The sequence below is a fragment of the Parendozoicomonas sp. 209JJ7-1 genome, from assembly GCF_058147085.1.
In genome coordinates this window covers 182,851-188,850 of the sequence record NZ_JBYVJU010000011.1, presented here as the reverse complement: position 1 = coordinate 188,850, position 6,000 = coordinate 182,851, and the positions used below count along the sequence as shown (strand labels likewise).

Here is a 6,000-nt window from a genome sequence, read left to right as displayed (position 1 = left end):
TAAGGATAGTCGGAAATTGAAAGAAGGCTGGTGTCATATACTCACCGGCTGGAGGGAGCCGGTGAGCTTTCAGATCGTTACAGTAGTGAGTTTTTATCAGAGAGCGTTGCGTTTGGCAAATTCAGCCATCAGGGCAACAGGCTTCTTCTTTTTGTTGCTCTTGTTCAGAACGAAGACAACTGTTTCACCTTTGGGGCCAGCGCCGATCTGGGTGAAACGGTAAGCGGCTTCACCGGTCTTGCGCACGGCTTCCATATCCTTCAGCTCGCTGAATACGTACAGGCGGCCTTCTTCATCACGACGCTCGCCGTAGAAGTTTTCAGCGGGGGCCTGGTTTCCTTTGAACATATCCACACTGGTGATACCGGCAGATTTCTTCTTGTCCTTGCTGCGCAGGCCGAAAACCAGAGTTTCTTTCCTCGGGCCTTCACCGATGAACACCTTGCGGTAAGGGGTTTCACCATTCTTTACGAAATCCTGATAAACCTCCAGGTCGTCAAAAACATAGTAGCGACCTTCGTGGGCTACTTCATACAGGTCGTCGTTGTTCACCTTGGCAACGGTCTTGGCGGGAGCTGCGGGCCTGGCAGCGACATCATTGCTGCTTTCCATGGACTGGCAGGCAGTCAGGGGCAGTACGGAAGCAACCACCAGAGCGGTGAAAAGCTTGTTCAAGGGAGTTCACTCCTGTCAGGGTTATTTGTTCTGAACTCTATGGTTCAAACTTGACGTTTGTGTGATGAAAATGTGAACAAAATGTTGCAAGAGTGTGTGTTCAGGATGTTGATTGCCGAGCCGGGTTTGAACCAGATTCCCCCGGCAGGATAAAACCATGTCTAAACGTCCTTTTCCATGGCCTGAAGCGAACGTTCGTGGGGGCAGGGAATCAGGTCCTTGGACTGGTATTCCCTGAGTTCGCCCCATTCCATTCTGACCTTGAGCCAACCGACATTGCCGCTTTTTTCAATCACGCCCGCAAAGGCGGGCCGCAGGAGGTTATTTATTGTGTATAGAGCTGAAAACCCGGAACAGGTAGATAATGTACAGGGTCTGCAACAGGGCCTGGGCAACGGAAGTCAGAATGCTGATGCCCATATTGCCGGAGTTGACTGAGAACTGTCCAAGGCTTATGGAAAGCAGGGTGACAGCAGGGAAGAGCATGGCCAGACCGAGGAAGATAACCCAGGTGACAGGAATGGTCGCGGTAAAGCTCTCCTTAAGACTCTGTAAAACGGAACGTTGTTCCAGCATGCAGAACATATCCGCAAGGCAGAAGCGGATTATCAGGAAAATACCGGGCAGGATAAACAGGAAGAGGCCTGCGAAGATACCGGCGCTGGACACCAGCGTAAGCAGCAGCATTTTTGGCCAGAAAGGGATAGACGTCAGATAGCTCTGTACGGGCGAGCGGGGATTGCCGCTGATAGAAGCCGCAATATAAACAATCACAGCACTCTGGAAAACCGGAGACAGAATCAGTTCAACTATAAGGCTGTTCGGTATTTTGTCCTGGTTTTCCGCCGGAATCACCACCAGTTGCAAAGCCACTTCGTTGAGCAGAGCGTAAGGAAGCGCCAGAAGTGCCAGCGCGCCAATATTGGATCGGAAAAAACGCAGGGTATCCTGCAGGTAAGTCTGGACGTGTTGAAATGTTGTTTGCATGGGGTGGTGCTATCAGATCCCTGTCAATTCTTTGGGAGACATAAACATATCTGCGAGGTACGGCAAAAGCGCCATGCCTGTACCATACCGAACTGAGACAATGATTTCACCCGCTTGCAATAAAACAGCTCTGGCCGCAATCGCCAGCCCGATAAACTGCTCAAAACCAAATCTGAGGCGGCTGGTATGGTTGAACATAATTATTAGACAGTGGCTGGGCACTCGAAACTTTAATAGTCTTTATGGGGATCGATAAACGTCAGATAAAAAAGCCGGTAAGAATTCACCGGCTTTGTAAAAGGCTGCTTACATCACCCTCATACCTGGTTGAGCACCATTATGTGGTTCCAGAATCCACAGCTCTTCACCACCGGGACCAGCCGCCAGAACCATGCCTTCACTCATGCCAAACTTCATCTTACGGGGCTTAAGATTAGCGACGATCACTGTATGTTTACCAACCAGTGCTTCCGGTGTATAGGCAGCCTTAATACCGGCAAATACATTACGGGTGGTCTCTTCGCCAATATCAAGAGTCAGACGCAGCAGTTTGGCGGCACCTTCCACATGCTCGGCATTAACGATTTTGGCGATACGAAGATCAACTTTGGCAAAGTCGCTAAACGCAATCTCATCAGCAATAGGTTCTTTGCTGATTTCGGTGTCCGCTTTTGGCTCTGCCCTGGCCGCGGCCAGGCTTTCCAGCAATCTGGCAGAGTCGGCCATCATGCCATCCACTTTGGCGGGTTCAATCCGGGTCATCAGTGGCTTGAACTTGTTAATGCCGTGGATGAACAGCAGGGTCTGGTTGTCGGTCCAGTTCAGGGACTCAACATTCAGGAAGGCTGAGGCTTTCTCTGCCATCTCAGGCAGAACCGGCTTTAGATAGATCATAAGCAGGCGGAACAGGTTGATACCGGTGGAGCAGATATCGTGCAGCTCCTGGTCCTTGCCTTCTTCCCTGGCCACAACCCAGGGCTTCACTTCATCAATCCAGGCGTTAGCCTTGTCAGCCAGGGCCATGATTTCCCGCATCGCCTTGCCGTACTCGCGATCTTCGTAGTACTGGGCGATAGTTTCGGAAGCGTCCATATAAGTCCTGGTCAGCTCAGGTGCGCTGTCGGTACCAGACAGCTGTCCAGCAAAACGTTTGGCGATAAAGCCGGCATTACGGCTGGCTATGTTCACCACCTTACCAACCAGATCACTGTTCACCCGCTGTATAAAATCGGTTGTATTGAAATCAATATCATCAACACGGCTGGAGAGTTTGGCGGCGTAGTAGTAACGCAGATATTCCGGGCTCAGATGCTTCAGATAAGTACGGGCAGTAATAAAGGTACCGCGGGATTTGGACATCTTCTCGCCATTGATGGTCAGATAACCATGTACGCTCACCCTGGTGGGCGTGCGGTAACCGGCACCCTGGAGCATAGCGGGCCAGAACAGGCAGTGGAAGTTGACGATGTCTTTACCGATAAAGTGATGTACTTCGCACTGGGAATCTTTCTTCCAGTATTCATCCCAGTCCAGATCTTCGGTACGGTCACACAGGTTCTTGAAAGACGCCATATAGCCGATAGGCGCGTCCAGCCAGACGTAAAAATACTTGCCGGGTTCGCCGGGAATTTCAAAACCGAAGTAGGGCGCGTCCCGGGAGATATCCCAGTCCTGCAGGCCCGCGTCCAGCCACTCGGCCAGCTTGTTGGCGGTTTCGTCTTTAATAGTGCCGGAGCGGGTCCAGCCCTTCAGGAAGTCCTGGAAGTTGGTGAGTTTAAAGAAAAAGTGTTCGGACTCTTTCTCTATCGGTGTCGCCCCGGAAATGGTGGAGAACGGGTTTTTCAGATCAGTGGGGCTGTAAGTCGCGGAGCAGACTTCACAGTTATCGCCGTATTGGTCTGCAGCGCCACACTTGGGGCACTCACCCTTGATATAGCGATCTGCCAGGAACATTTCTTTTTCCGGATCGTAGGCCTGCATGATCCTGCGGCTGGCGATATGGCCCTGTTCCTTTAGCTTCAGGTAGATAGCGGAAGACAGTTCGCGGTTTTCTTCGCAATGGGTGGAGTGGTAATTGTCGAAGACAACATGGAAATCACCAAAGTCGGCGATACGCTCTTTCTTCACCTGGGCCACGGACTCTTCCGGAGTCATCCCCTGCTTTTCAGCGTGCAGGCTGATGGCGGTGCCGTGGGCATCGTCGGCGCAGACATAGTGACACTCGTGGCCACGCATTTTCTGGAACCGGCTCCAGATATCGGTCTGGATGTATTCCACCAGATGGCCCAGGTGGATGGGGCCATTGGCATAGGGCAGGGCCGCAGTGACCAGGATTTTGCGCGGCGCGGCAGAGGCGTGCTGTTCTGACATGGAAAAAATGGGTCTCCGGAAATACCTCCTTCACCGGGCGGGCGATGGAGCAGGAAAGAATCATAAACGTCCATTATAAGGGGATGGCCGTGAATCGCGAAACTGTGCATTGCCTGATTCGGGGGGAATGCCGGGAATTCTGAAGTGGATTTCCGGTTTCTGCGTTCTCAGCATGCAGTATCTGGGGAGAGTTTGCTCAACCGAATGGTCATGGGATAGCGGAACCTTCTGATTGTTCAGAAGGGGATGTATAGCCATTTTTTAGTGTTCCAGTGAGGTGTTGCAAATACTGGTGGCCGATCATCCCCTGTCCGCAGTACACTGGAGAGTAACAAGCTGTTTATTTGTTTTTATCTGACTGTATGGTGGTGTATTGCCGGGTATGTTTATGGGCGACCGAAATTCTGACAACCTGACTCGCAGACTCAACAGGGAAGGGAAAGCTCTTTGGGAGCTGGATCGTGAGTCTGAGTCTGCCGAAGCGCCCCGGCAACAGAGTACGCAACAAATGTCGGATAGTAGCGCAGAGCAGGCTGTCCGTCAGCGGGTCGAAAGACTGGCGCGTCAGGAGGTGGTCTGTTCCGAAAAAGTGGAAGCTCTAGGGCAGGAATATGAAACGACCTGTCATCAGATCAGCGACCTGGAGCGCCAGCTGAAAGCCCTGCAGCATCAACTGAAAGGTTTGAGGGAAACCGCGAAAACTCAACAGAGCCGTTTGAAACATCAGCAGGGCGAACAGCAAAACCAGCAGGTCATGCTGGAAACTGCGAGAACACGCCTGCAAACTATTGAACAGCGCCAGCACCAGGCTTTTCAGTCGAGCCAGCAGGAACCTTCCGGCTATGGGGCGTCCACAGGGACATCTGTTGGAGAAGGCATGGACGTTTTTTCCCGACACCGGGATAATCCGGTGAATCCGCAGGCGAGGGCGACACCACTCCCTGAGAATTATCTGCCGGCGGACTGGTGTTTTCAGAAGCTGCAGCAGCAGAACGGCCTGACCCGTGAATATGCCCTGCAGCATCTGGAAGACTTTAAAATGTACTGGCTGAGCACCGGTGAGGCCCGCAAGGCCTGGGATTACCGGTTTATCAAACACGTTATCTATCAGTGGCAGAGGGAGCAGGGTGAAAGAAGGACGCACACTCCTCGAACAACAGAGGAAAAGCTTACAGACCAGAGCTGGGCAGACGGCCCCTTCCTCGACTTCGAGGACTGACGCTTACCGCCAACCCGGTACCCAGCACGCGGGTTCTCAACAGCTCGGTACACAACAGCAGGGCACTGCCACACTGGGGCAGGGGCATCGTGATGCCATCAATGCGGTTTTTGTCCAGCTTGAAGGGGCGTTTCCCCTGAAGTATCGCCGTGCTTTTCCAACCCCGGAAGCGGAGGCCGCTTCCAAACGGGTGTGGCTGCAATCCCTGAAAGAGTTCTCCCCCAAGCGGATTGTGCGGGCCATGCAGGCAGCCATAGAAACCACCCGTTTTTTTCCGGATCTGGCGGATATCCGTAAACTCTGTAAACCCAGCTTTAACGAACTGGGTTTGCCGGAACCCCAGCAGGCTTATTATGAAGCCTGCCGTGCCACCAACCGCACGAATGAAGGTTACTGGTCCCATATCGCCGTCTATATTGCAGCCCGGGAAACTGGTTGGAGCCTGCTGGAAAGTGAACCCCAGCAGATGGTTCTGCCTATCTTTGAGCGTAACTACCGGGTTCTGATCGACCGCCTGATAGCGGGGGAAGATCTGGATGCCACCATTCATAAAGCCCTGGAAAATCCAACTCGTGCCAATATGCTGCGTAAAACAGAAGCTGCGGCGGAGCAGCGTTTACGCAAGGATATGGAAAGCCATGGCATTAATCCCGATGGTGGGCGAGAAGAGTTCCTGAAAGAGTTGGGTGCTCTGTAAAAAATCAGGTAGGGTGATTCTCCTCAAAATGTACCCTCTGAAGCAGAAATGG

The 6,000-nt window shown here is 52.5% G+C and carries 7 protein-coding genes; 2 read left to right on the top strand and 5 right to left on the bottom strand.

The window, feature by feature from the left end:
* Positions 1-96: 96 nt before the first annotated feature.
* The 5 genes from ACY2RQ_RS12825 to metG all read right to left on the bottom strand — a co-directional run bounded on the left by ACY2RQ_RS12825 (position 97) and on the right by metG (position 4,032).
* Positions 97-675, bottom strand: a complete 579-nt coding sequence (locus tag ACY2RQ_RS12825; protein WP_490113378.1) for a hypothetical protein — start codon at positions 673-675, stop codon at positions 97-99.
* Positions 676-836: 161 nt separating this feature from the next.
* The gene (locus ACY2RQ_RS12820; RefSeq protein WP_490113377.1) at positions 837-971 is read right to left on the bottom strand and encodes a hypothetical protein; all 135 of its coding nucleotides are present in this window, start codon (positions 969-971) and stop codon (positions 837-839) included.
* 25 nt (positions 972-996) lie between these two features.
* Positions 997-1,662: a YciC family protein gene (locus tag ACY2RQ_RS12815; protein ID WP_490113376.1), complete on the bottom strand. Its 666-nt coding sequence runs from the start codon at positions 1,660-1,662 to the stop codon at positions 997-999.
* Positions 1,663-1,674: 12 nt separating this feature from the next.
* Positions 1,675-1,860 (bottom strand): hypothetical protein, encoded by a 186-nt coding sequence (locus tag ACY2RQ_RS12810; protein WP_490113375.1) that lies wholly within the window; start codon positions 1,858-1,860, stop codon positions 1,675-1,677.
* Between the two features lie 108 nt (positions 1,861-1,968).
* The gene (metG, locus tag ACY2RQ_RS12805; protein WP_490113374.1) at positions 1,969-4,032 is read right to left on the bottom strand and encodes a methionine--tRNA ligase; all 2,064 of its coding nucleotides are present in this window, start codon (positions 4,030-4,032) and stop codon (positions 1,969-1,971) included.
* 388 nt (positions 4,033-4,420) lie between these two features.
* Between metG and ACY2RQ_RS12800 the strand changes: the two genes are divergently transcribed.
* Both ACY2RQ_RS12800 and ACY2RQ_RS12795 read left to right on the top strand, forming a co-directional pair.
* On the top strand, positions 4,421-5,251 hold the full coding sequence (locus tag ACY2RQ_RS12800; RefSeq protein ID WP_490113373.1) for a DnaT-like ssDNA-binding domain-containing protein: 831 nt from the start codon (positions 4,421-4,423) through the stop codon (positions 5,249-5,251).
* A complete protein-coding gene (locus ACY2RQ_RS12795) occupies positions 5,160-5,948 on the top strand; it encodes a replication protein P (protein WP_490113372.1) in 789 nt (262 codons plus the stop codon). Before ACY2RQ_RS12800 ends, ACY2RQ_RS12795 begins: the two co-directional genes overlap by 92 nt.
* The last annotated feature ends 52 nt before the right edge of the window (positions 5,949-6,000 follow it).